General features: G+C 71.0%; 22 protein-coding genes. 3 read left to right on the top strand and 19 right to left on the bottom strand.

Annotation, left to right across the window (positions count from 1 at the left end; all coding sequences use genetic code 11):
* Positions 1-2 precede the first annotated feature (2 nt).
* Genes ACIRON_RS09175 through ACIRON_RS09160 form a run of 4 tightly spaced genes read right to left on the bottom strand, consistent with a single transcriptional unit; the run spans position 3 to position 4,148 of the window.
* Positions 3-863, bottom strand: a complete 861-nt coding sequence (locus ACIRON_RS09175) for a fumarylacetoacetate hydrolase family protein (protein ID WP_091048049.1) — start codon at positions 861-863, stop codon at positions 3-5.
* 21 nt (positions 864-884) lie between these two features.
* Positions 885-1,844, bottom strand: a complete 960-nt coding sequence (locus ACIRON_RS09170) for a catechol 1,2-dioxygenase (RefSeq protein WP_402991874.1) — start codon at positions 1,842-1,844, stop codon at positions 885-887.
* Positions 1,837-3,333 (bottom strand): aldehyde dehydrogenase family protein, encoded by a 1,497-nt coding sequence (locus ACIRON_RS09165; RefSeq protein ID WP_402991872.1) that lies wholly within the window; start codon positions 3,331-3,333, stop codon positions 1,837-1,839. Before ACIRON_RS09165 ends, ACIRON_RS09170 begins: the two co-directional genes overlap by 8 nt.
* Positions 3,330-4,148, bottom strand: coding sequence for an acetoacetate decarboxylase family protein (locus tag ACIRON_RS09160; protein WP_402991869.1), 819 nt, complete (start codon positions 4,146-4,148; stop codon positions 3,330-3,332). The genes ACIRON_RS09165 and ACIRON_RS09160 overlap by 4 nt, the downstream gene beginning before the upstream one ends.
* A gap of 169 nt (positions 4,149-4,317) precedes the next feature.
* Here ACIRON_RS09160 and ACIRON_RS09155 point away from each other — a divergent pair, with 169 nt between their 5' ends.
* The gene (locus ACIRON_RS09155) at positions 4,318-5,586 is read left to right on the top strand and encodes a cytochrome P450 (protein ID WP_402991866.1); all 1,269 of its coding nucleotides are present in this window, start codon (positions 4,318-4,320) and stop codon (positions 5,584-5,586) included.
* A 12-nt stretch (positions 5,587-5,598) separates the two neighbouring features.
* On the opposite strand, the gene ACIRON_RS09150 is transcribed toward ACIRON_RS09155, so the two are convergent.
* A complete protein-coding gene (locus tag ACIRON_RS09150) occupies positions 5,599-6,675 on the bottom strand; it encodes a class I SAM-dependent methyltransferase (protein WP_402991863.1) in 1,077 nt (358 codons plus the stop codon).
* Positions 6,676-6,784: 109 nt separating this feature from the next.
* Between ACIRON_RS09150 and ACIRON_RS09145 the strand changes: the two genes are divergently transcribed.
* Positions 6,785-7,726, top strand: a complete 942-nt coding sequence (locus ACIRON_RS09145) for a LysR family transcriptional regulator (protein WP_402991860.1) — start codon at positions 6,785-6,787, stop codon at positions 7,724-7,726.
* Here the strand turns inward: ACIRON_RS09145 and ACIRON_RS09140 are convergent.
* The 5 genes from ACIRON_RS09140 to ACIRON_RS09120 are packed head-to-tail and all read right to left on the bottom strand — an operon-like array spanning position 7,680 to position 13,431.
* Positions 7,680-8,570 carry an LLM class flavin-dependent oxidoreductase gene (locus ACIRON_RS09140; RefSeq protein WP_402991857.1) on the bottom strand — a complete coding sequence of 297 codons (891 nt, stop codon included), beginning with the start codon at positions 8,568-8,570 and terminating at the stop codon, positions 7,680-7,682. The two genes, ACIRON_RS09145 and ACIRON_RS09140, sit on opposite strands and share 47 nt — an antisense overlap.
* A gap of 4 nt (positions 8,571-8,574) precedes the next feature.
* The gene (locus ACIRON_RS09135; RefSeq protein WP_402991854.1) at positions 8,575-9,597 is read right to left on the bottom strand and encodes a Rieske 2Fe-2S domain-containing protein; all 1,023 of its coding nucleotides are present in this window, start codon (positions 9,595-9,597) and stop codon (positions 8,575-8,577) included.
* 14 nt (positions 9,598-9,611) lie between these two features.
* The gene (locus ACIRON_RS09130; RefSeq protein ID WP_402991851.1) at positions 9,612-10,577 is read right to left on the bottom strand and encodes a PDR/VanB family oxidoreductase; all 966 of its coding nucleotides are present in this window, start codon (positions 10,575-10,577) and stop codon (positions 9,612-9,614) included.
* 25 nt (positions 10,578-10,602) lie between these two features.
* The gene (locus tag ACIRON_RS09125; RefSeq protein ID WP_402991848.1) at positions 10,603-11,955 is read right to left on the bottom strand and encodes a glutamine synthetase family protein; all 1,353 of its coding nucleotides are present in this window, start codon (positions 11,953-11,955) and stop codon (positions 10,603-10,605) included.
* Positions 11,956-11,985: 30 nt separating this feature from the next.
* Positions 11,986-13,431 carry an APC family permease gene (locus tag ACIRON_RS09120; RefSeq protein WP_402991845.1) on the bottom strand — a complete coding sequence of 482 codons (1,446 nt, stop codon included), beginning with the start codon at positions 13,429-13,431 and terminating at the stop codon, positions 11,986-11,988.
* 181 nt (positions 13,432-13,612) lie between these two features.
* Here ACIRON_RS09120 and ACIRON_RS09115 point away from each other — a divergent pair, with 181 nt between their 5' ends.
* Entirely contained in the window at positions 13,613-14,119 is a 507-nt protein-coding gene (locus tag ACIRON_RS09115; protein WP_402991842.1) for a MarR family winged helix-turn-helix transcriptional regulator, read from the top strand.
* Here ACIRON_RS09115 and ACIRON_RS09110 read toward each other — a convergent pair.
* The 9 genes from ACIRON_RS09110 to mftA form a co-directional block, all read right to left on the bottom strand.
* Positions 14,116-14,832: a gamma-glutamyl-gamma-aminobutyrate hydrolase family protein gene (locus ACIRON_RS09110; RefSeq protein WP_402991839.1), complete on the bottom strand. Its 717-nt coding sequence runs from the start codon at positions 14,830-14,832 to the stop codon at positions 14,116-14,118. The two genes, ACIRON_RS09115 and ACIRON_RS09110, sit on opposite strands and share 4 nt — an antisense overlap.
* Positions 14,829-16,505: an amidase gene (locus ACIRON_RS09105; protein ID WP_402991836.1), complete on the bottom strand. Its 1,677-nt coding sequence runs from the start codon at positions 16,503-16,505 to the stop codon at positions 14,829-14,831. Before ACIRON_RS09105 ends, ACIRON_RS09110 begins: the two co-directional genes overlap by 4 nt.
* Positions 16,506-16,689: 184 nt before the next feature.
* Positions 16,690-18,153, bottom strand: coding sequence for a mycofactocin biosynthesis glycosyltransferase MftF (gene mftF / locus ACIRON_RS09100; protein ID WP_402991833.1), 1,464 nt, complete (start codon positions 18,151-18,153; stop codon positions 16,690-16,692).
* Positions 18,150-18,959: a mycofactocin-coupled SDR family oxidoreductase gene (locus tag ACIRON_RS09095; protein WP_402991830.1), complete on the bottom strand. Its 810-nt coding sequence runs from the start codon at positions 18,957-18,959 to the stop codon at positions 18,150-18,152. The genes mftF and ACIRON_RS09095 overlap by 4 nt, the downstream gene beginning before the upstream one ends.
* Positions 18,956-19,627, bottom strand: coding sequence for a mycofactocin biosynthesis peptidyl-dipeptidase MftE (mftE, locus tag ACIRON_RS09090; protein ID WP_402991827.1), 672 nt, complete (start codon positions 19,625-19,627; stop codon positions 18,956-18,958). Before mftE ends, ACIRON_RS09095 begins: the two co-directional genes overlap by 4 nt.
* Before the next feature lie 2 nt (positions 19,628-19,629).
* Positions 19,630-20,865, bottom strand: a complete 1,236-nt coding sequence (gene mftD, locus ACIRON_RS09085) for a pre-mycofactocin synthase MftD (protein ID WP_402991824.1) — start codon at positions 20,863-20,865, stop codon at positions 19,630-19,632.
* Between the two features lie 28 nt (positions 20,866-20,893).
* Positions 20,894-22,105 (bottom strand): mycofactocin radical SAM maturase, encoded by a 1,212-nt coding sequence (mftC, locus tag ACIRON_RS09080; RefSeq protein WP_402991821.1) that lies wholly within the window; start codon positions 22,103-22,105, stop codon positions 20,894-20,896.
* A gap of 12 nt (positions 22,106-22,117) precedes the next feature.
* Positions 22,118-22,381 (bottom strand): mycofactocin biosynthesis chaperone MftB, encoded by a 264-nt coding sequence (gene mftB / locus ACIRON_RS09075; RefSeq protein WP_256328628.1) that lies wholly within the window; start codon positions 22,379-22,381, stop codon positions 22,118-22,120.
* A gap of 11 nt (positions 22,382-22,392) precedes the next feature.
* Positions 22,393-22,506, bottom strand: coding sequence for a mycofactocin precursor MftA (mftA, locus tag ACIRON_RS09070; protein ID WP_091048007.1), 114 nt, complete (start codon positions 22,504-22,506; stop codon positions 22,393-22,395).
* Positions 22,507-22,562: the final 56 nt, after the last annotated feature.

Raw genomic sequence — 22,562 nt, 5'->3', positions numbered from 1 at the left:
CCTCAGTGGGTGTTGGACAGGTCGGGCTTGCGGATGCCGCGGAACTCCCAGTCGCCACCCTGGGCGGTCGAGAGCACCTCCTCGCTCTCGGTCGGCTGGGCGCCGACGTCGCTGCGGATCGGGGTGGGACCCTCGACGATGTGGTTGCGCAGGGTGCCGAGCCCCTCGACCTCGACCTCGACGACGTCGCCGGGGTAGACCGTGCGCGAGATCGCCGGGGTGCCGGACATCAGGATGTCGCCGGGCTGCAGGGTGATCGTGCGCGCGATGTCGGCGACGAGGTAGTGCATGTCCCACTTCATCTCGTCGGTGTTGCCGTCCTGGCGCACCTCACCGTTGACGATGGTGCGGATCCGCTTGTCGTGGAAGTCCCAGCCCTCGACGATGCCGGGGCCGATCGGGCACAGCGTGTCGGCGCCCTTGACCCGCAGCATCGAGCCGGAGTCGGTGTCACGGAAGTCGTGCAGGCCGTAGTCGTTGCCGACGGAGTAGCCGCGGATGTAGTCCCCCGCCTCCTCGGGCGAGATGTTGCGCGCGGTCCTCCCGATGACGATCGCGATCTCGCCCTCGTAGTTGAGCCACTTGCAGCCCTGCGGCCGGACCACGGCGGAGTCGTGGGCGTTGAGCGCGGAGACCGGCTTGTGGAAGTACGTCGGTGCCGGCGGCAGCGTCGTCAGCATCTCCTCGACCCGCGAGGAGTAGTTCAGGTGGACGCAGACGATCTTGCTCGGCGTGACCGGTGGCAGGTGGGTGGCGTCTGCGATCGCGACGCTGCGGCCGTCGCCGGCCACGAGGCTCTCACCCTCACGGCGTACGTCGACCGCGTTGCCGTCGAGGAGGATCCGGCGGTGTTCGGTGGTCATCTCGGTGGTTCCTCTCAGGGCTCAGCCGGCGGCCGGGATGTCGGATCCCGGGGCGGTGGTCTGGCGTACGAAGTCGGGGTCGGTCGGGGTCGGGCGGGCGGCCGGGAAGCCGCCCTCGGGTCGGTCGAACCACAGGTGCACCTGGCCGGTGCCCACGGAGTTCTCGTACTCGCCGTACTGGCGGCCCGGTGCGGTGCAGTCGCCCTCGCCGAGGGCTCCGATCATCATCAGGTAGTGCTGGAAGCGTGCCTCCGGCTTGAACCGGTAGAACTCCTCCATCGTGTCGAGCACCTGGGCGTGGTCGCCCTGCTTGAACCAGTCGATGCGCTCGGCGTCGGCCGCGGCGGCCTCGGGGGTGAAGATGTGCTCGACGCCGGCCGCCTCGTGGTCGCGCAGCTTCCGCAGCGGCCAGAACGTGTGCGACATGGCGCCGCTCGCGATGAGGAGGACCTTGCGGTCCGACTCGGCGATCGCCGCGCCGAGGGCACGGCCCAGGCGTAGGGCGTCCTCCCCGTCGGCGGTCTGGCAGACGCCGATCGAGATCCACTTCTTGTCGGGCAGGCCCTGGCCTAGGAACTCCCACACGTTGGTGGTCGCGTAGAAGATCGGCAGCGAGTGGTCGTCGATCGCGGTGATCCAGGTGCTGTGCTCGGGAGCCCTGCTCGCGATCAGGTGGGCCAGCTCGGGGTCTCCGGGGAAGTCGTAGTGCCGGCGGGACATCCCGCGGGGCAGCTCCTCGGAGGTGAACAGCCCGCTGCGGCGGTCCTGCGCCGTCACGACCCACTCGACGGTCGTGGCCCAGTGCGAGTCGAGGACGACGACCGTGTCGTAGTCGACGACGTCGAAGACCTCGCGCCGCAGCTGCTGCAGCCCCGAGACCAGGGTCGAGTCCTCGCCGTTGTTGAGCTCTCGCCGGATCTCCTCCGGCAGCACGATCGTGGGGACGTGCGCGATCAGTCCCGCGCCGACGACCTCACCCATCGGATCCACCTCCCTGACCCGCCCAGCCGGTGGGCGAGAAGACGCTGTTCTTGATGTCGGTGTAGAAGTCGAAGGACCAGATGCCGCCCTCGCGGCCGATCCCGGAGCGGCCGCTGCCGCCGAACGGCGCGTTGAGGTCGCGGACGAAGAAGCAGTTGACCCAGACCGTGCCGGCGCGCAGCTGCTTCGAGACCCGCTCGGCACGCTCGGGGTCACCGGTGGCCAGCGTCGCGGCGAGTCCGAACCGGGTGTCGTTGGCCTTGGCGACCGCCTCCGCCTCGGTGTCGAAGGGCTCGATGGTGACGACCGGGCCGAAGACCTCCTCGGTCATGATCTCCGCGTCGGGGGCGGCGCCGACGAGGACCGTCGGCCGGAAGTAGAGCCCGCCGAGCTCGCGGTTGGGTCCACCGCCGAGCAGGGGGCGGGCACCGTCGGCGACGGCACGTTCGACGAACCCGGAGATCTGCTCGAAGTGACGCCGGGAGACGAGGGCGGAGACGTCGGTGGACTCCTCGCGCGGGTCGCCCTGGACCAGCTGCGCGGCACCCGCGACGACCCGCTCGGTGAACTCCTCGACCAGTGCGGAGTGCACGATCATCCGGGCCGCCTTGAGGCAGACCTGGCCGGCGTTGTCGAACTGCTCGACCGCCAGCTCGACCGCGAGGTCGAGGTCGGCGTCCTCGAAGACGATCAGCGGAGACTTGCCGCCGAGCTCGTAGGACAACGGCACGATGTTGGCCGCCGCGGCCTTCGAGATGACTCCGGCGGTCGGGACGGACCCGGTGAAGGCGAGCCGGTTGATGTCCGGGTGCGCGGCGAGCGGTGCACCTGCGTCGACGCCGGTGCCCTGCACGACGTTGAACACACCGGCGGGCACACCCGCCTCGGCCATGATGTCGGCCAGCAGGCTCGCCGTCAGCGGTGCCCACTCCGGCGGCTTGACGACGACCGTGTTGCCGGCGGCGAGCGCGGGACCGATCCGCCAGCTGGCGAGCATGAGCGGCGCGTTCCAGGGCGTGATGATCGCGACCACGCCGGCCGGGTCGTACGTGATCCGCTCGCGGTGGCCGCGGCCCGGCACCTCCATGTCGGGGTGGCCGAGCTGGTGCTCGGCGAAGTCGGCGAAGGCGCGGAAGTTCATCGCGACGCGCGGCATGACGCCGCGGCGGTGCGAGCGCAGCAGCGAGCCGTTGTCGCGGGTCTCGACGACGGAGAGGTCCTCGATCCGTGCCTCGATGCCGTCGGCGACGGCCCGCAGGATGTCGCTGCGCTCCTTGACCGACAGGGCCGCCCACGCGGGGAAGGCCGCCCGCGCCGCGGCGACCGCGGCGTCGACCTCGGCCGCCGTGCCGGCGTGGACCTCGGCGAGCGGGGTCTCGTCGATCGGCGAGACGTCGGTGAACGTAGCGGCGGAGGCGACCCGGCGGCCGCCGATCCAGTGGCGGGTGTCGACCTCGACACCCTCGACCACCGCGATGTCGGCACTCATCGGACCGCCTCCTTCGCGGGGGTGAGGTCGGCGAGCGAGCTACCGCCGTCCCAGACCACGCCGACCTGGCGGTAGTAGCCGCCGATGACCTCCTGGACGGGGAGGCGGTGGAGCTCCTCGGTCGGGGACTCGAAGAGCTCGAGCTCGACGTCGCCGGTCCAGGCGGGACCGGCCTCGAAGGAGCTCGCGCCGGAGGCGATCAGCTCGACGTACGCATCCGGGCTGTCCTTCGCGATGCCCGGGTAGACGCGGTGGTGGGCCATCGGGTGGCCGTTGACGAAGCCGTTGGTGGGCGACTCCTCGCGCAGCGTGAGCACGGCCTGCGCCAAGCGGCGGTCGCCAGCGGCGAGGGTGGCCCCGAAGACACCGCCCACGGCGACCTGCGGGGCGGCGTGGGCGAAGGGGTGCGGCCGGGTCTGCCACATCGAGCCGAGCTTCTTGGGATAGCCCTGGTGCATGCCGCGGGCGATCGCGAAGTCCTTGTCGACCCAGATGTAGACGCAGCGGGAGTAGGTGACGCCCTCGAAGGAGCAGCGGACGACGACGAACGCCTCCTTGTACTGCGAGCGCACCGGGTCGAGCAGCTCCTCACGGCTGCCGGAGCAGGACTGCCAGTCGGCCCAGATCAGTGCCACCGCACCCGGGTCCTCCGGGGCGAGCTCGAGCGGCTCGGGCAGCAGCTCGGCGACGCGAGCCGGATCGGTGCGGTACTCGACCGTGAGGAGATCGCCGGAGTAGTACCACGGCGGCGACGGGATCACGGACGACTGACCAGTCGCGGTGCGGGGGTAGAAGAACCCCTTCGAGTTGTTCATCGGGCCTCAGCTTCAGGTCGAGAAGAAAGATCGTTCGGATCCGTACGATAGTCACAGCCGGACCGAAAGACCACCCTTGCCAGCAAACTTGTCCGGAGATATTGTTCGGATCCAAACGATCTATGGAGAAGCGCTGCCCCGCAACGCACCGAACGGATGGAGACCAGCCGTGGACAAGCCGCCCTACGTCCCACTGGCCGATGTCGACCTCGTCGATCTCGACCGCTTCACGGGCCCCGAGGCCTGGGGCATGCTCGACACTCTTCGCAAGGAGTCCCCGGTCCACTTCCAGCGTGAGACCGACGGTGGCAGCGGCTTCTGGGCCGTGACCCGCCATGCCGACATCTGCGCCGTCGACAAGGACCCGGAGACCTTCACCTCGACCAACTTCGTCAACCTCGAGGAGGTGGACGAGGACCTGCAGGAGGAGCGCCGCTCCATCCTCGAGATGGACGGCGTCCGCCACCGCGCGCTGCGCAAGCTGATCTCGCGCGAGTTCAGCCGGCCCAACCTGATGCGCAACTACGAGGCGCTGCTGCGTGACATCACCCGCGCGACCGTCGACGCGGCGCTCGCCAAGGGCGAGTTCGACTTCGTCGCCGACGTCAGCGCGGACTTCCCGATCCAGGTGCTGGCCCGGCTGCTCGACGTACCTCAGGAGAAGACGGGCCAGCTCATCGACTGGGGCAACGAGATCATCGGCTTCACCGACCCGGAGCACGCGAAGATCCTGATCTCGGACCCGGAGAGCGAGAAGTACAAGCACCTGCCGTTCCGCTCGCCCGTCTCGCAGGAGGTCTTCGACTACGGCCGCGAGCTCGCCGCGGACCGCAGGGGCGGCGACGGCAACGACCTGGTCAGCCAGCTCGTCAACAAGATCCCCGAGGACGGCCAGGCCATGTCGGCCTCCGAGTACGACTCCTACTTCCTGCTCCTCGTGGTCGCCGGCAACGAGACCACCCGGCACACGATCACCCACTCGATGCTCGCCCTCCTCGAGCACCCCGAGCAGCTCGCCAAGCTGCAGGCCGACCCGTCGCTCATCCCCGACGCCGTCGAGGAGTTCCTGCGCTGGGCCTCACCCGTCTACCACTTCCGTCGCACCGCCACCCGCGACGTCGAGCTCGGCGGCCAGGAGATCAAGGAGGGCGACAAGGTCGTCATGTGGTTCGCCTCCGGCAACCGCGACGAGGACGTCTTCGAGCGCCCCTACGACTTCGACGTCACCCGTCGCCACATCGACCACGTCACCTTCGGCAAGGGCAGCCCGCACCTGTGCATGGGCAACAACCTCGCCCGGATGGAGATCCGGCTGATGTTCGAGGAGCTCATCCCCCGGCTGAGGACGATCGAGCTGAACGGCGAGGTACGCCGCGTCCGCAGCAACTTCGTCAACGGGATCAAGACCCTCCCGGTGAAGGTCACCACCAACGACTGAGCGCGGCCCGGTTCAGGGGCGCACCTCGTAGACGTTGTTGAACGGCGTCTGCGCCGCGATCCGGAACCTGGTGAACCCGGCCGCGGTCACGACGTCCCGGATCCGGGCGGGCCCCGCCTGGGTACCGAGGGCGGCGCCGACCGGCTGGGACAGCGAGGCGGGCGTGCACAGGAGGGTGGAGAAGCCGTAGTAGGCCCGGCCGACCGGGTTCAGGTTGTCCTCGAGGTGGTCACCGGCGGCCGGCTCGACGATCATCCAGGTCCCGTCGGGGGCAACCGCGCTGCGTACGTGGCGGGCGGCTCCCACCGGGTCGCCCATGTCGTGCAGGCAGTCGAACATGGTCACCAGTTCGTAGCCGTCGCCGGAGAACTCCGTCGCCGAGGCCACCTCGAAGGTGAGCTGACCGCCGACGGCGGCGGCACGCTCCCGGGCGGTGGCGACCGAGTCCGCGTGGTAGTCCGAGCCGGTGAAGACCGAACGCGGGAAGGCCGTCGCCATCAGCACGGTGGAGGCGCCGTGGCCGCAGCCCACATCGGCGACCGGCACACCGGCCTCGAGCTTCTCGACGACGCCGTCGAGCGCCGGGAGCCAAGCCGGGACGAGGTTCGCAGCGTAGCCCGGGCGGAAGAATCGCTCGCAGCCCTCGTGCACGTCGCCGTTGTGCTCGTGCCAGCCGAGACCGGTGGCGCTCCGGGCGGCGTCGATGACCCGGTGCGAGTCGCGAGCCGTGCCGAGGGCGATCTGGAAGAAGCCCGGCAGGTACGCAGGACTGGTCTCGTCGGTCAGCGCGACCGCGTGCTCGGGCGGCAGGGTGAAGCGTTCGGTGGCGGCGTCGAAGGTGACGAAGTCCCCGGCTGCCTGCGCGCTGAGCCACTCCCGGGCGTACGGCAGCCCGGTGTTCGTCCGGGCGGCGAGCTCCTCGGGCGTGGTCGGACCGTGCTCGGCGAGGTCGCGGTAGTAGCCGAGCTCGTCCCCCATGCGCACCAACGCGCAGTTGAGGGTCGCCCCGACCTCCCCGACGGCGCGAAAGACGAAGGCCATCAGCTTGTCGGTGTCGATCTCCCCGGTGTCGATCTGGGTGGTGGTCATGATGCTCCCCTTCGGGTGTCCTTCGACCGGTCGGTCCGCTCGGAAGGTGCCCTGACGCTAGGACCGGGCGGCATTAGGATCAACGGAGGTTCCTAACGAGGTATTAGTGATGCTGATCGGCCAGGTGCGAGGTGTACGCGCCCTGTGCGAGGTTGCCGCCCAGGGTTCGTTCTCGGCTGCGGCGCGGGCGCTGGGCCTGACCCAGTCCGCGGTCAGCCAGCACATCGCGGCGCTCGAGCGCGAGGCCGGGCTGCCGCTCGTCGACCGGGGAACCCGACCGGTCGAGCTCACCGAGGCCGGCGCCGTGCTGGTCCGGCACGGCCGAGCGATCATGGCGCAGCTGGAAGGTGCGGAGCAGGCGCTGGCCGCGATCAGCGGCCGGCGGGCCGGACGGCTCCGGCTGGGCAGCTTCCCGACGGCGCTGACGACCTTCGTCCCCGAGGCGGTGCGGAGCCTGCGTGCGGCCGCTCCCGACCTGGTGCTCACCGTGGTGGACGACCACATGCAGGACCTGCTCCCGCGGCTCGCCGTGGGCGAGCTCGATCTCGCCGTCGTCTACGAGAACCCGATCGCGCCCGACGACACCCTCGGCCGGCTGGCGACGGTGCCGCTGTTCGACGATCCCTACCGGGTGCTGCTCCCCGACGGCCACCGGCTGGCGCGGCGCACGACGCCGCTGTCCCTGGCCGACCTCGCCGACGAGGTCTGGATCGGCGGACGGCCGGGCAGCGCCTGGTTCCGGATCCTGCTGCACGGGTGCCGGGTCGCGGGCTTCGAGCCACGCACCCTGCTCACCACGGACGACCACCGCGCCGTGCAGGCGTTCGTGGCCGCCGGGCTCGGTGTCGGGGTGGTGCCCGGGCTCGCCGCGTCCTTCCCCTCGCCCGGGGTCGTGGTGCGCGACCTGGCCACCGACGCTCCGGTACGCCGCATCGGCATCGCCCGGCCGCCGGGCGAGCCCGTGCCACCGCCGGTCACCGCGATGACCGGGATCCTCCTCGACCTCACCCGGGGCCGACGTCGCCCACGAGAGGGACGACCTCACGCATGACGCGCTCGAGCTGACGCTCGTGGTCGGCCACGGGCCACACGAACAGCAGGTCCGTGCCGGCCTCGGCGTACGCACGCAGCAGTGCCGCGCACTTCCCGGGCGGGCCGATCAGGACCCGGCCGCGCAGGTCGTCCTCCGTGCGGTGGAGCAGCGCGGCCAGCCGTCCCAGCCACCGCGCTTCCTCGCCCGCATCGTCGGTCACGAAGGTCCACATCGTCGCGACCGCGCAGGGAAGTCCGTGCGCCGCCCGGCCGGACGCGACCTGCGCGGGGGTCGTGTTGTAGGCGGAGGCCAGCCAGCCGTCGCCCAGGCGGGCGACACGGCGCAGTCCGGCAGGCGATCCCCAGCTTCCGATCCAGATCGGCGGTCCGTCCGGACGCACCGGCCGGGGCTCGAGCACCGGCACCCCGTTGCCCGGTGACCGCCCCAGATGCGCCCGGAGTGCCCGCACCGAGGCCTCGAAGGCCGGCCAGCGGTCGTCGTACTCCAGCCCGGCCAGGGCATGGTCCGTCGGCGCGGATCCGGGGCCCACGCCGAGCACGAACCGCCCTCCGGACAGCACGTCCAGGGCGGCGGCCGCCTTCGCGAGCGCCGCGGGTCCACGGATCGCGGGCAGCGCGACGGTGGTGGCGAGGGTGAGGTCACCGCTGGCCTCGAGCACACCGGCCAGCGCGACGATCCCGTCGAGCCATGGCCGTGGGAAGTGCAGGTGGTCGTTGGCGGCCAGCGCCCGGAAACCGAGCTCCCGCGCCGTTCGCGCATAGCTCGTCAGCCCGGCCACGTCCCACGCGCCGCCCGGCCGGTCCAGCGGCTCGAGCAGCGGCAGGTGCGCGCCGTACTCCATCGGTTCAGCCCTCGTCGGCCACCAGGCGGCGCAGGATCTTGCGGACCTGCAGGGCAGCAGCGTCGGCGGCGACGTTGACGTCCTCGCCGTAGCCGTCGCGGTCGATGACGCGCTGCATGGTCTCGAGGATCTCGCGGACCTTCAGGTAGTAGGACTCGAAGATCGGCCGGATCATGTCGGTCACCTCCGGACCGGAGGCGAAGTTGCGGCTCACCCGCCAGATGTGGCGCGTGGTGCCGCCGTCGACGGGCGTCACGGCATGGGTGAACCAGAACGTCTGCGGCCCACCCTGCTCCTCGGGCACCTGGACGTCCCAGCGGTCGGTCCACAGCCCCGGCGCCAGGAAGGCGCCCTCCTCGCGCTGCGGGAAGGCGGCGCCGGGCGGCACGTCGGTGAGCTTGGCCTGCCACTCCGGCATCGGCGCCGCTGGCCAGTCGCGGTGGAAGTGCACCGTGGTCTCGGTGATCTCGACCTCGAGCGCCGGCGCGACGCCGGTGAGTGCCGGGGGTGAGATGACGGGGTCGACGACCGCGACATGGGTGATGTCGGCGAAGTTGTCGTGCAGCAGGCGTACGTCGGCAGCGGTCTCCCACTGCCCACCGAAGGTCTCCCAGGCCGGATCGGTGAGCCACGGGGTCGCGACGGGCGGACGGCGCTCGGCCAGCGACCGCTCGCCCAGCCAGACCCAGACGAGCCCGCCCTCCTCCAGGACCGGGTAGGCGGGCACCTGCGCGCCGTAGGGGACGTGGGCCTGCGACGGGACCCGTACGCAGGCACCGGTGCGGTCGTAGGCGAACCCGGAGTAGCCGGAGACGATCGTGTCGCCCTCGACCCGGCCCAGGCTGAGCGGGTAGGGCCGGTGCGCGTCGCGGTCACCGAGGGCGACGGCAGAGCCGTCACCGGTGCGGAACAGCACGATCGGCGTACCGAGGGCGCGGGTGCCGAAGGGCGTGGTGCCGACCTCGATGGAGGCGGCGAGGGCGTACCAGGCGTTGTGCGGGTAGCCGGTGGTGCCGTGGTCTCTCATGGCGGCGTACCTCCTCACAGGTCCAGGGTCAGCCGGTCGGTCCGGCACCGGGAGACGCAGATCATCATGAACTCGTTGGACTCCTTCTCCTCGTCGTTGAGGATCGAGTCACGGTGGTCGACCTCGCCCTCGACGATCTCGGTCTCGCAGGTGCCGCATACCCCCTCGAGGCAGGACCCGACGACACTGACCCCGGCGTCCCGGCACACCTCGAAGACCGACCTGTCGGCCGGCACGGTCAGGGTGAGACCCGAGCGCTGGAGGACCAGCTCGAACTCGCTGTCCCCGCCCGCGTCCGGCTCGGCGGCCTTGGCGGCGAACCGCTCCAGGTGGAGGCTCCCCGACGGCCACGACGCGCAGCCGGCCTCGACCGCGTCCAGCAGGCCGGTGGGGCCGCAGGTGTAGACCAGCGTCCCCGGCTCCGGCGCCCCCAGCAGGGCGTCGAGATCGGGGAAGCCCGCCTCGTCCTGCGGCAGCAGGGTCACCTTGTCACCGTACTCGGCGAGCTCGTCCACGAAGGCCATCGAGGAACGTGAGCGGCCGCCGTAGACGAGGCGCCAGTCGGCACCGGAGGCCTCGGCCTCGGCGATCATCGGCAGCATCGGGGTGATCCCGATGCCGCCGGCGATGAAGAGGTAGCGCGGCGAGGCGACCATCGGGAAGTGGTTGCGCGGCCCCCGGACGCGGACCACACTCCCTGTCCCGAGCTCGTGCACCGCCTTGGAGCCACCCCGGCTGTCCGGAGTGCGGAGCACCCCGACGCGCCAGCGGCCGCTGTCGGACGGGCTCCCGCACAGGGAGTACTGCCGCACCAGCCCGTCGCCGAGGACGAGGTCCACATGCGCACCGGGCGTCCACGGCGGCAGCGCCGAGCCGTCGGCCGCCGCGAGGGTCAGGGTCAGTACGTCGGTGGCCGACTCGACCGCCTCGACGATGGTCAGGTCCGCCTCGAACTCGCGGACGATGGGCTGCGTCGTCACTTGATATCTCCTCCCGCCGGCCACCTCACAGGTGGTAGGCGTACTCCCGGAACTCCCAGTCGGTCACGTACTGGCTGAAGCGCTCCAGCTCGTTGCGCTTGTAGGCGACGAACGTCGAGACGAACTCCGGTCCGAGGATCTGGGCGAGGTCCTTGTCCTCCTCGAGCGCACCGAGCGCGGTCGAGAGATCCTCGGGCAGGCGGTCCGACTTGGCGAGGTCGTAGCCATAGCCCTCGAGCTTGGCGGGCGGCTCCAGGCCGTCGCGGATGCCGAGGTACGCCGCCGCGAGCAGGCCGGCGATCGCGAGGTAGGGGTTCGCCGAGGCGTCGCCGAGGCGCAGCTCCATCCGCGAGGCCCGGCCGCGCTCAGGCGGGATCCGCACCATCGCGCTGCGGTTGTCCAGGCCCCAGTCGACCAGCCAGGGCGCAAGGGTGTCGGGGCCGAACCGCTTGTAGGAGTTGATCGTCGGGTTGCTGATCGCGGCCAGCGCCGGCGCGTGCGCCAGGACACCGGCGATCGCCGAGCGGGCGATCTTCGAGAGACCGTCCTCCCCCTCCGGGTCGTCGAACAGCGGCCTGCCGTCGTCGTCGAGCGTGGAGAAGTGGAGGTGGAAGCCCGAACCGCCCTCGTCGTTGAACGGCTTGGCCATGAAGGTCGCCATCTTGCCTCGGCGCCGCGCCAGCTCCTTGACCGCGGTCTTGAACCGGAAGGCCCGGTCGGCGGCGTCGAGCGCCTCGGAGTGCCACAGGTTGATCTCGAACTGGCCGCTGGAGAACTCGTGGTTGGCGGCGACCACGTCGATGTCGTACGCAGCCAGCTCGCGCAGCGAGGACAGCAGCAGGTTCTCCGGATCGCCCTTGAGGCCGGAGACGTAGACGTTGCCGGTGGCCTCGCCGTAGCGGCGGTAGCCGTTGACCGCGGTGTCGTCCTTCTCGACGACGTAGAACTCGAGCTCGGGTCCGGCGATCGGGGTCATGCCGAGCTCGGAGAACTGCTGCACCACCCGCTTGAGGACCATCCGCGGGCTCTCCTCCGAGGGCGTACCGTCGGGGTTGTAGACATCGGCGATGACGTGCGCGACGCCGGGCTCCCACGGCACCTTCCGCGCCGTAGCGACGTCGGGGAACGCGACGATGTCGGGCAGTCCCGCCGAGAGCCCGCCGGCGATGTCGACCACGTCGCCCATCGGCGAGGTGCCGTAGACGGAGCGGCAGAACGCGACACCGTCCCCGACCGTACGGTCGAAGCGGTCGACCAGGATGTCGCGGCCGCGCTCGGTGCCGATCAGGTCGCTGTAGCCGATCCGGACGATGTCGACGTCATCGGCCCGGAGCTGCGCGGCCAGCTCGCGCAGGGAGTCTTCGTCAAAGTGTCCCATCGAGGTGTCCTCTTCTGCGTCAGTTCTAGGTCAGTGGATGGTGGCGGCGGTGTCGAACCGCTCGAGGTCGGCGTTGAGGCCGTCGTACGCATCGGGCCGGCGGCTCCTCAGATACAACGCCTGCCCGACGCCGATGACCAGAGCGAGCGCGAGCAGCCACGGCAGGCTCGTGATGGCCCTCTCGGTGGAGCCGGCCACGACCTCGAAGTGGGTCACGGCCATCACGACGATGAACGAGAGCCCGACGAAGCCGATCGCGGGCGCGACGAGCGTGCTCCAGATGCGCGGGTCGCCCGTACGCCGGAAGTGCACGACGATCGAGAGCGCGGCGAGCGCCTGCAGCACGACGATGGCGAGGGTGCCGAAGCCGAGCATCGTGGGCACCACCTGCAGGATCGGGTCCAGGCCGGCGATCCGGAACGCGGCGGCGACCAGCAGCGCGAAGCCGGCCTGCAGGGTCCCGGCGACGACCGGCGATCCGGCCGCGTTGGTGCGGGAGAGCGCCTTGGGCAGTACGCCGGCACGTCCGAGCGAGAACAGGTAGCGGGTGGCCGAGTTGTGGAAGGCGAGCATCGCGGCGAAGAGGCTGACCAGCAGCAGCACCATCATCACCTTCATCATGAACTCGCCGAGGTACTCCGCACCGAGGCTGAAGACGAGGTCACCGGCCTCGAGGTGGTCGATGCTGGTCTGCTGGGCCTCCGCGACCCCGGTGGCGCTGACCACGGCCCAGGTGGTCACGCCGAGAAGCAGGCCGATGATGGTGATGGCCAGGTAGGTCGCCCGCGGGATCGTCTTGAGCGGGTTCTTGGCCTCCTCGCTGAACAGCGAGGTGGCCTCGAATCCGAGGAAGCCGGTCGCGGCGAGCAGCAGGCCGATCGAGAGCGAGCCCGAGGTGATCGCGTCACCGGAGAAGGCGGAGAAGTCGTAGCCGTCCTTGACCAGCACCGCGACGTCGAAGATCACCAGGATGGAGGTCTCCAGGACCAGCGACACGCCCAGCACCTTCGAGCTGAAGTCGATGCCCCTGATCGCCATCAGGTAGGCCACGACCATCGACGCCGCGCCCCACAGGAACCAGTTCAGGCTGAACCCGAAGAGGAAGTCGATCAGGACCATCATGAAGAAGCCGCTGGTGCCGATCGTCCCGACGACGAAGAAGTTGTAGCCGATGGTCGCGATGTAGCCGGCGGCCAGGCCCGCCGGGCGCCCGAGCCCCTTGACCACGAAGGCGTAGAAACCGCCCGCGTTGACCAGCTGGCTCGACATCTTGCCGTAGCCGATGGCGAACATCAGGAGGACGGCGGCGACCGCCAGGAACGAGAACGGCGCCCCTCCCCCGTTGCCGAACGCGATGGCCAGGGAGGCGACGACCACCATTCCGGTGAGCGGCGCCACAGCGGCGAGGACCAGGAACACGATGGCTCCGACCCCGATCGCGTTCTTGCGCAATGTGGTGTTGACGGTGTCCGACACGGGGACTCCTTCGCTTTCACGCCAACCGGAGCCGGCGGTCACCGGCACTCGTCGCCGGATCGTTCGGATCCGTACGATAATCGCAATGTGACCCAGCACACCATCCCCCAAGGCGATGTTTTGAGGAAAATGTTTGTTTCCTAACGATCACATCGACGGGTGCGCTGATTAGGCTGACCTCATGCCGGATCACCACACGCTCGAGGAGACCGAGCGCGCCATGAAGGACCACGTGGGCAATCTGCCGCTGGACTTCGCCGCCGCCAACGCCTTGTCCAACCTGTTCCGTGCCGCAAACGCGGTCCGCAGCGAGCTCACCAACCGGGTGCTGCGCAAGCACGACATGACCTGGACAGGCTTCGTGGTCCTGTGGGTGGTGTGGATCTGGGACGGCATGGAGACCCGGCACGTCGCCGAGTCCGCCGACATCTCCAAGGCGACCCTCACCGGGGTCGTGAGGACGCTCGAGGGCCGGGGCATGATCGCCCGCGAGGGCGACGAGAAGGACCGACGGCTGGTCCGCCTGCGGCTCACCCGCGAAGGCACCGAGCTGATGGAGCGGATCTACCCCGAGTTCAACGCGGTCGAGTCCGAGATCATCAGCCAGCTGGCCGAGCGCAGGGTCAGCACCCTGACCAAGACCCTGCGCGACGTCGTCATCGCGGCCGAGGGCCAGAACGGGGTCTAGGGCGCGCGGTCCCGGGCCGCTTCGACCAGGGCGCGGAACAGCCCGGCCTGGGCCGGGTCGGTGGCCGCGGTGTCCTCCGGATGCCACTGCACACCCAGGTACCAGCCGCGCGAGGACGCGAGCTCGACCGCCTCGATGACACCGTCGGCCGAGTTCGCGACGGCACGCATGCCCTCGCCGGGACGCCCGATCCCCTGGTGATGGAAGCAGGAGATCCTGGGCGTCGTCCCCACGATGCCGGCCAGCAGGGCGTCCGGCTCGACCGCGATCTCGTGGACGACGTGCCGGTGAGTACGCTCCCCCAGGTCCTGGATCAGATCGCCACCGAGCGCGACGTTCACCACCTGGTTGCCGCGGCAGATCGCGAACAGCGGAAGGCCCGAGCCGAGCGCGTGCCGGGCGACGGCCAGGTCGAAGGCGTCCTGCTCCTCGTCGACGTCGTACTCCGTCGCGTGCGCCTCCTGCCCGGCCCACCGGGCGGCGAGGTCGCCGCCGCCCGGGAGCAGCACGCCGTCGGCGTACCAGAGCCGGGCAGCCACCTCGGTGTCGTCGACCTCGGCACCAGGCGCGACCGGGTGCACGACGAGCGGCTCGCCGCCGGCGGCGTACACCGCGTCGAGGAGGGCGCGCGCGGTGACGTCGGCGCCGTAGCGCAGCGCCGAGGCCGACGCCGAGAACCGCGCCGGGATCGCGATCAGCGGCCGGCGACTCATCGGGCGATCAGGGGTGGCAGGTGGTCCTCGACGAAGCGCGTCTCGCGCTCCCACGCGGCGGCGAAGTCGAGCACACCTGCGTCGTCGTGGTTGCGGCCGATGACCTGGAGGCCGATCGGCAGGCCGTCGCCGCTGAACCCGCCCGGAACCGCGAGCGTGGGCGCCCCCAGCAGGGTGCCGATCGCGGTCACCTCCATCCAGCGGTGGTAGGACGACATCGCTGTGCCGTGGATCTGCTTCGGCCAGGTCTCCTCGGCGTCGAACGGGAAGATCTGCGCGGTCGGGAGGACGACGTAGTCGTAGGTCTCGAAGAGCTGCCGGAAGGCCTGATACATCGCCGTACGCTTCACCGACCCGTTCCACGCGTCGATGCCGGAGATGGCGGGGTTGCCGTCGGCACCGGTGAGCAGCCCCTCGACCTCGTAGAGCGCCTCGGGCTTCATCTTCTCCCGCAGCTGCGGGTTGTCGTGGAGCGGCTTGAGGATGCCGCCGATCAGCCAGTGCCGGAAGACCAGCCAGGTGGGCCACAGGTCGGCGTTGCCCGCGAACCCCGGAGCGGTCGGGAGCGCGTCGACCTCGTCGACCTCGATGCCCATCCCCCGCATCCGGTCGACGGCCGCGCCGGTCACCTCGAGAACTTCGGGGTCCATGGGCAGGTAGCCGCCGAGGTCGGCCATCCAGGCCACCCGGCGCCCGCGCATCGACACCTTGCCGGGCTTGCCGGGCTGCCGGAGCTCGGCGTCCCGCTCGATCGACAGCGGTGCCCGGACGTCGTACCCGGCGAGGGTGTCGAGAAAGAGGGCGAGGTCGGTGGCGGTGCGCGCGATCGGACCCTCGGTCCCGCCCTGCTGCACGAACTGCTCGTTGCCGACTCCCGGTACCCGGCCGTACGACGGGCGCAGGCCGAGCACGTTGTTCCAGCCCGGCGGGTTGCGCAGGGAGCCGAAGAAGTCGCTGCCGTCGGCGAGGGGGAGCATCCGGAGGGCGACCGCGACAGCCGCGCCGCCGCTGCTGCCGCCCGCGGACCTGCTCTGGTCGTAGGCGTTGAACGTGGTGCCGAAGACGTTGTTGTAGGTGTGCGAGCCCAGACCGAACTCGGGGGTGTTGGTCTTGCCGATGAAGATCGCACCCGCCGACCTCATCCGCTCGACCACGAGCGCGTCCGCCGTGGCCGGCGAGGCGGCCGGCACCCCGGGTTGCCCGAAGAAGCCGAGCGAGGTCGGCATGCCCTTGACGTTGGCGAGATCCTTGGCAGCCTGGGGGAACCCGTGCATCCAGCCCTGGTACGTCCCTGCCGCCAGCAGCCGGTCCTTCCCTGCCGCCTCCTCCAGGAGCTCGGCGCGTGGCCGCAGGGCGACGATCGCGTTGACCTTCGGGTTCACCGCTTCGATCCGGTCGAGGTACGCCGACATCACCTCGACACAGGTGACCGTTCGGCGCCGGATCGCCACGGAGAGCTCCGCCGCGCTCCAGGAGACGATCCGGCTCAGGTCCGCCGGCCGCTTCACGCTGGGCCACACTACGCTCGGCGCGGCCGGCGCCGCCCCCGCGGCGGGCGCGACGCCGATGAGCGCCCCCACCGCGGACGCACCGGCAACCAGCGACCGCCGCGACAGCTGGGCGCGTCCTTCGGAACCCGGGGTGCCGACATCCGAGGAAAATGGAGACGCCATGGCAACGTCCTCTCGACATAGGAAGTCATTCTGGTACGAACGATCTCGTTCGGGACCGAACGTATTGTGAATCACGCCACTCCGCAAGAGGAGGTCCACGGATCCGCGGACAGCCGCACGAGAGACCGGGACAGCCTCAGTTCGCGAACAGCCCGACCGCGAACGGCGTCGCCCGCGCCACGATCTACCGCAGGATCTGGGACTTCGGCATCGTCGGCTGAGCCGGAACCGACCTCGAACGTCTCCACTGTCGGGCACCCTGGCGCACCAGGCGCGGGGTGAGGCATCGAACGGACCTGGCCCGCGCGGCGCCGAGCCAGAGCCCGGCGCCGTAGGCGAGGTCGTCGAGGCGGCGGCCGAGGAGGGTCGTGGGCCGGACATCGGTCTCTCTGAAGGCGACGGCCGTGTCGACGACGAGCGCGGCGAGGACCATGCGGCGCACGGTGCGGCTGAACAGGCAGGCGACCAGCGTGAGCGGCCACCAGTGGCGCAGCAGGAGGGCTGACTCCTGGCGCAGCGACCAGCCGAGTCCTCGCGCGGCGAGGCGGGAGGCGAGGCCACGGCGGCCGGGGATGTCGGGGAGAGCCTCCGAGACGACGCGGCTGCCCCAGACCAGCGAGGCGAGGGCCGCGGGTGCCGACCACCAGCGGCAGGCGAGGATCGCGGCTCCGGCGGCGGCCATGGCCGGGGAGAGTACGGCCGGGGCGATCGCGTCCCCGTGGCGGCGGCCGAGCTCGGCGCCGCCGGAACCATAGACGAGCTTGCGGCCGAGCCAGCCGCGGACCGTCCCGCGGACCTCGTGCAGCGCTTCGAGATCGGGCTGGTAGCGGACGACGTGGCCGGCCTCGACCAGTCGCCAGACCAGGTCGACGTCCTCGCCGACGCGCAGGTCGGCGGCGAAGCCACCGACCTCCTTCATCGTCGTCGTGCGGGCGACCAGGCAGGCCGACGGCAGCCACCCGACGGCCGCACCCGGGCGGACCGAGCAGGCCCTCGCGCCGAGGGAGAGGGAGGAGGCGGTGACGTCGTGGCGTTCGAACCACGACGGCCGGACCTTGTCGGTGTGTCCCCGCACCAGCGGCCCCGCCAGCGCGACCCGAGGGTCCGCGAGCTGGCCGGCCAGCTGCGCGAGCATCACCGGATCGGCGCTCACGTCGGAGTCGACGAAGGCGACGTACGCCGTGGCGACCTCGGCGAGGCCGGCGTTGCGGGCGCCGGCGGGTCCGCGGTTCTCGGCCAGCGCGATGAGGGTGGCGCCGTGGCGGCGTACGACCTCCGCGACAGCGGCCGGGTCACGGGAGGCGTCGTCGACGACGATCACGCCGAGCCCGCTCAGGGCGGCCAGGCAGCGCTCGAGGTGCTCGGGGCGGTCGTGGGCCGGGACGACGACGGTGAGCTCGGCGGGGGCGATCGGCGTCAGGTCGGTGGGGTCGGCGAGGTTGCCGTCGAGCAGGCGTCGGGCGACGAGGTCGGTGGCGGCGTCGCGGACCTGCACCCGCCTGTCGACCACGCGGCCGGCCGCCGCGGGCGCCAGGCGCATGGACCGCAGCGGGGATCCGCCGACCAGCGACAACCCACCCTCGGGCGTCGGGAGAAGTCGTACGTCATCGCGGACCCGCACCGTGAAACCATCCGGCAGCAGCGTCATCCGCCGAAGCCTCCGTCGGCCGCGACGTCCGATCCGTTGAGCGCGGCACCCGCACGGGAGCAGGCGTGGACGACCGTGGCGGCGACCTCCTCGGGGGTGAGCGGGCGGCGCAGGAGCTGGTGGCCGGCGAGGTCGTCCGGACCGACCGAGTAGAGGCCGGCGGTCGCGGCCAGCATCGCGGTGTCGGTCGAGCCCGGCGAGACGGCGCAGGCGGTGACCCCGGTCCCGGCGAGGTCGGCGGCCAGTCCCTTCACCAGGCCGACCACGGCGTGCTTGGCGGCGTTGTAGGCGGCCAGATGGAACAGCCCGTGCGAGCCCGCGGCGGAGGCGATCGCGACGAACCGGCACCCGCTCGGGTCGGGGCCGGCCAGCATCGCCGGGACGGCCGCGGCCGCGGTGTTCCAGACCCCGACGACGTCGATCTGCCACTGCAGATCGAGCGAGGTGTCCTCCCACAGCGGACGTCCCCCGGCGATCACCGCGGCGGCCGCCACCGCGATGTCGAGCCGTCCCCACCGCCGGGTCGCGGCGCCGACCGCGGCGGTCAGCACCTCCGGGTCGCGTACGTCCCCGACGACCGGTTCGACCCAGCCGGCCGGGAGCGAGGCGACGAGGGTGTCGAGGTCCGCCTTCGTGGCCTGCGGGTAGCCGGCCGGTGAGTCCTCACCGGCGCACCAGTCGAGCGCGACGACGCGTACGCCCTCGGCCACCAGGCCGCGGACGGTGGCGGCGCCGATCCCGCGGGCCGCGCCGGTCACCAGCGCCACCCGAGTCGTCGCCTCGGCTGCGGTCGCGCCGGGTCTCATCGGGTGGCCGCGCCGATCTGAAGACGGTCGTAGGCGGCGAAGACCATCTCGGCGAGGATCCGCTTCCCGATCTCCGCGCTCGCACCCGTGGGGTCGCCGAGGACTCCGTTGGCCGAGACCGCCTCCACTCCCCCGGCCCGCATCTGGGACAGCAGCTCACGCAGCGGACGGGTGTTGCCGGGGGCGGCGTTCCGCAGCCGAACCCGCGCGGGAGCCAGGTGCAGCATCAGCGAGGTCTCGGTGAGGCCGGCGTGCGGGTCGGCGTACGGCACCTGGCACGGCACCCAGTTGACGTCGCGGCCCTCGGCGCGAAGGGTCCTGACCCCGGCGCCGAGCCCGTCGAGGTTGCCGCCGTGCGCGTTGACGAAGACCACCCGTGAGGCCCAGGTGGTCAGGGACCGCCCGAGCTCGACGACCAGGGACGTCAGCGCGTCGGTGCCGATCGAGATGGTGCCGGGAAAGGACTGGTGCTCCCCGCTGGCACCGATCGGCACCGCCGGTGCGACGGAGGCGCCGATGAGCGGGGCGAGCTCGTCGGCCACCGCGGTCGCGATCACCGTGTCGACGTCGAGCGGCAGGTGCGGGCCGTGCTGCTCGGTGGAGCCCAGCGGCACCAGGACGGTGCCGCCGGGCACGATCTCCGGCCACGGGCGGTCGGCGAGGCTCACGGTCAGTCCGCTGCTCGGTGGCCGAGGGCGAGCTCGAAGCCGTCGGGGATCACCAGGTCCTGCGGGGTGAGCTCGTGGATGGAGGCCTTACCCATGCCGAGGACGGCGGAGTCGAGACCGTTGCGGAGGATGTCGAGGACGTTCTCGACACCGGCCTGGCCGTTGGCGCCCAGGCCCCACAGGTAGGCGCGCCCCACCATCACCGCGCGGGCGCCCAGGGCGAGCGCCTTGGCGACGTCGGAGCCGCGGCGTACGCCACCGTCGAGGAGCACCTCGATCTGGTCGCCGACCGCGGTGGCGATCGGGGGCAGCACCCGGATGGTGGCCGGGGTGCCGTCGAGGTTGTTGCCGCCGTGGTTGGAGACCGAGATCGCGTCCACCCCCGCATCCACCGAGCGCAGCGCGTCGTCGACCCGGCACACACCCTTGAGCATGAACGGCTTGCCGCCACTCAGCTCCTTCCACGTACGCACCATCCAGGCCACGTCGTCCCACGACGGCGGCGGCGTGGTCATCCACTCGTAGTAGGCGCCGAAGAACGTCGGCGGCTCCCCGAGGCTGCCGTCGTCGGCGATCGGTGCCAGGTTGGGGGCGGTCAGGTCGGGGATGCCGCCGCTGCGGGCGTACGCCGCCAGCCACCTGCCCCGGCTCATCACCTGCGGTGCGAACCTGAGCATCGCGGAGAGGTCGACCTTCTCCGGGATCTCCGGGCTGCCCCAGTCGCGGCCCATCGAGAAGGACCAGTCGAGGGTGGCGATCAGCGCCTTCGCCCCGGCCGCGTGGGCCCGCTGCATCCGGCGGACCATCACGTCGCGGTCGCCGGTCCAGTACATCTGGAAGAACGTCGCCGGGTTGGCCTCCACGACCTCCTCGACCGACTTCGAGGCGAAGTTGGACAGGCCCATGACCGTGCCCCGGGCCGCCGCCGCCCGCGCGACCGCGACCTCACCGTCGGGATGGACGGCCTGTACGCCGGTGGGCGAGATGATCACCGGGAACCCGATCTCCTGGCCCAGCACCATGGTCGACAGCTCGCGCTTGTCGTGATGGCCGGCCACGTGCGGCGCCAGCCCGAGGTCGGCGAACGCCTGCTGGTTGTCAGCGATCGTCTGGCCGCGCTCGGAGCCGGCCAGCAGCGCGGCGTACACCGGCTTCGGCAGCCGCTTGCGGGCGCGCTCCTGCGCCACCGCGACGGACTCGAACCACGGATTCTGCTTCCAGGGGTTCTTCCAGGACATCTACTGTCTCGTTTCTGCTCGTCAGGGGTCAGTTGGGTGCGAAACCGGCAAGCGGCGACTCCGCGCACGCGCTCACCGGTGGGGCGAGGTCGGAGTCGGGACGCCGCCGGGAGAGCGTCAGCAGCACTGGTGCGTTGCGGCTGGGGGCGCTGCGGGAGTGGTCCTGGCCGACCGCGGGGATGGTCCGCTCGCCGGCGAGGGCGGACTCGCCGTACCCCTGGACACACTCCGGGTCCGGCCCGTCCAGCGGCAGGCCGGTGAAGAACTTCGCGGCCATGCAGCCACCGCGGCAGGAGTCGTAGTGGGCACAGCCCGAGCAGGCGCCACCGGTCTGCGGCTCACGAAGCTCCTGGAAGAGCGCCGAGGTCTTCCACACGCGGTCGAAGCCGCCGTCGGCGAGCAGGTTGCCGGCCAGGAACTGGTCGTGGATCGCGAACGGACAGGCGTAGACGTCGCCGATCGGGTCGATCAGGCACACCACCCGGCCGGCACCACACAGGTTCAGACCCGGCAGCGCGCCGCTCCCGTCCGCGGGCCCGAAGGCGGCCAGATGGAAGAAGGAGTCGCCGGTGAGCACGCCGTCGCCATGGGCGAGGAGCCACTCGTAGAGCTCCCGCTGCTGCTCGGGAAGCGGGTGGAGCTCGTCCCACACGTCCGCGCCGCGACCGGAGGGACGCAGCCGGGTCAGTCGCAGGGTCGCCCCGAAGCGGTCGGCGATCGCCTTGAAGTCGTCGAGCTGCCCGATGTTCTCCCGGGTGCAGACCACGCTGAGCTTGGCGTCGCGGAACCCCGCCTCGTGCAGGTTGCGCAGCGCGGTGATCGCGGTGTCGTAGGACCCGGTCCCCCGCACCCGGTCGTTGACCTCGGCGGTGGCGCCGTCGAGCGAGATCTGTACGTCCACGTAGTCGCTGCCCGCCAGCCACCGCGCCCGCTCCGGGGTGAGCCGGACGCCGTTGGTGGAGAACTTCACCCCGACGTCGTGGGCGACGGCATATTCGACCAGGTGCCAGAAGTCGGGACGTACGGTCGGCTCGCCGCCGCCGATGTTCACGTAGAAGACCTGCATCCGCTGCAGCTCGTCGATCACCGCCTCGCACTGCTCGGTGCTCAGCTCGCGCGGGTCGCGCCGGCCGCTGCTCGAGAGGCAGTGCGCGCACTCCAGGTTGCACGCATAGGTCAGCTCCCAGGTCAGGCAGATCGGCGCATCCAGGCCGAGCTCGAAGTTCTCCACCAGCTTCATCGTCTCGCTCCTCTACTCAGCAGGTCGGATCATGTCGGTCCGGGCCAGGCCGGAGAGCGCAGCGACGTACGCAGCGTGCTGGCCCTCCGGCACCCCCGATGCCACGAGCGCACCGCGCACGTCCGGGTGCGACCCCAGGGCGCGCACCACCGCGACCAGCTCGGGACGCTTGAGGAAGGTCAGCTTCCGGTTCCCGAAGTGGTAGGCCAGCGCCCCGAAGGGCTCCGGTCGCAGCGCGACCGACGGCGACAGCGTCCACGCACTGTCCAGGCTCACGGCATCCATGCTCAGTAGACGCCGCACATGCCGTCGATCGAGACCTCCTCGATCAACGACTCCTCGGTCAGCACAGCCTCGGTCGGGGCCTCGTCCACGACCTGGTTGGTCTCCTCAGGGTTCATGACAGCTCTCCTTCATCTCGGTTGAACGTGACTCACAACACATTAATGACACTCAG

Origin of the sequence: Nocardioides sp. NPDC101246 (assembly GCF_044767415.1) — a bacterium.
Lineage (GTDB): Bacteria > Actinomycetota > Actinomycetes > Propionibacteriales > Nocardioidaceae > Nocardioides.
Note: the sequence above shows the minus strand (reverse complement) of the source record. Positions and strands in the feature narration are given on the sequence as shown.